The sequence below is a fragment of the Achromobacter sp. Marseille-Q0513 genome (genome assembly GCF_018195695.1).
In the GTDB taxonomy this organism is placed as follows: domain Bacteria; phylum Pseudomonadota; class Gammaproteobacteria; order Burkholderiales; family Burkholderiaceae_B; genus Achromobacter.
Genome location: NZ_JAGTJY010000363.1, coordinates 1 through 1,477, shown reverse-complemented (window position 1 = coordinate 1,477; position 1,477 = coordinate 1). Strand labels below are relative to the sequence as shown.

3 protein-coding genes are annotated in these 1,477 nt (G+C 68.3%); 2 read left to right on the top strand and 1 reads right to left on the bottom strand.

Annotated elements, in window-relative coordinates; genetic code table 11:
- The coding region (locus KDH83_RS30650) for a methylated-DNA--[protein]-cysteine S-methyltransferase (protein ID WP_212322798.1) at window positions 1-397 on the top strand (397 nt) is incomplete at its 5' end.
- A 13-nt stretch (window positions 398-410) separates the two neighbouring features.
- On the opposite strand, the gene KDH83_RS30645 is transcribed toward KDH83_RS30650, so the two are convergent.
- On the bottom strand, window positions 411-1,193 hold the full coding sequence (locus KDH83_RS30645) for a class I SAM-dependent methyltransferase (RefSeq protein ID WP_212322796.1): 783 nt from the start codon (window positions 1,191-1,193) through the stop codon (window positions 411-413).
- Window positions 1,194-1,308: 115 nt separating this feature from the next.
- Here KDH83_RS30645 and KDH83_RS30640 point away from each other — a divergent pair.
- The coding region (locus KDH83_RS30640; RefSeq protein WP_212322800.1) for a LysR family transcriptional regulator at window positions 1,309-1,477 on the top strand (169 nt) is incomplete at its 3' end.

The following is a 1,477-nucleotide window of genomic DNA, read 5'->3' as shown; positions in this document are numbered from 1 at the left end:
CCTGGTGCGCGGCCTGCAGGAACGCTTCAGCAAGGCCCGCCTGATCGGCGCCGACGCCGAGTTCGAGCGCTGGGTGGCCGAGGTGGTGGGCTTCGTCGAAGACCCGTCGCTGGGCCTGAACCTGCCGCTGGACGTGCGCGGCACCGCCTTCCAGCGCCGCGTGTGGGAAGCGCTGCGCGAGATTCCGGTCGGCGCCACCGCCACCTATGCGCAGGTCGCCGAACGCATCGGCTCGCCGGCGGCGGTGCGCGCCGTGGCGCGCGCCTGCGCCACCAACAACATCGCGCTGGCGATTCCCTGCCATCGCGTGGTCCGCACCGACGGCTCGCTGGCCGGCTACCGCTGGGGCATCGAGCGCAAGCGCGAGCTGATCGCGCGCGAGGCGCAGGCGGCTTGAGCGCGCCCCGGCATCAGGCCCGTGGCTTGCGCGCCGCCCACAGCGTCCAGCGGTCTTTTTCCACGATCGGGCGCACGGCGCCGACACGCTCGCCGATGAACGCCGTCAGCTCGCGCAATTCCGCGTCGTCCAGCTCGTGCAGGATCGACCTACCGGTGCGGCCCAGCAGGTCGGCCTCCAGCGCGGCAACGTCGTCGTGGGTCTTGCGCACTTCCCAGAGCGGCTGCGAGGCGATGTCCTGAAAGCCGCCGCGCGCCAACGACGCGCGCACCCGCTCATCCGTCGGGCGGCGGCCCGTTTCCACCGCCAGCAGTCGCGGAAAGCGCTCGAAGAAATAGCCTCTCAGATGCTCGGCGCTGCCGGGCAGCGCCACGTCGTCGGGGCGCCGGTCCTGCACCAGCAGCAGGCCGCCGGGCGCCAGCACCCGGAACGCCTCGGCGAAGCAGGCGTCGTAGTCCGGCAGATGGTGGATCAGCGCGCGCTCGAACACCAGGTCGGCGCTGGCATCCGCCAGTCCGGAGGCGTCGGCCGTGCCCTGCTGGAACGCCAGCCCCGACATGCCGGCCGATTTTTCGCGCGCCGCCGCCACCATCTGCGCCGAGACATCCACGCCAATGACGCTGGCCGCGCCCAGTCCGGCCCAGGCGCGGGAATAGATGCCGCCGCCGCAGCCGATATCCGCCACGCGCTTGCCGCGCGGATCCACGACGGTCAAGACGGCGCGCGCCCAGCCCTCGTCGGCGACACGGCCCGCATAGGTATAGCGGTTCTGTTCGGTGTGAAAATCGATGCTCATGGAAATGCCTTGCGATGAAAGTCTGAAGTCAGGCCTTCATCCTACGGGCGCAACGAGCATATGTAAAATATATAAAAAATACCTTATGACAATATTTTTTATATCCTAAATTTCCATGGAACTCAGGCACCTGCGTTACTTCGTGGCGGTGGCCGAAGAAGAGCATATGACGCGCGCGGCGCAGCGCCTGGGCATCCAGCAACCGCCGCTCAGCCAGCAGATCCGCGACCTGGAACGCGAGTTGGACGTCCAGCTGTTCGAACGCACGCCGCGCAGCATCCGGT

What these genes read in the sequence shown, in the direction of transcription:
- KDH83_RS30645 (WP_212322796.1), bottom strand. Translation starts at nt 1,193, where the DNA reads ATGAGCATCGATTTTCACACCGAACAGAACCGCTATACCTATGCGGGC.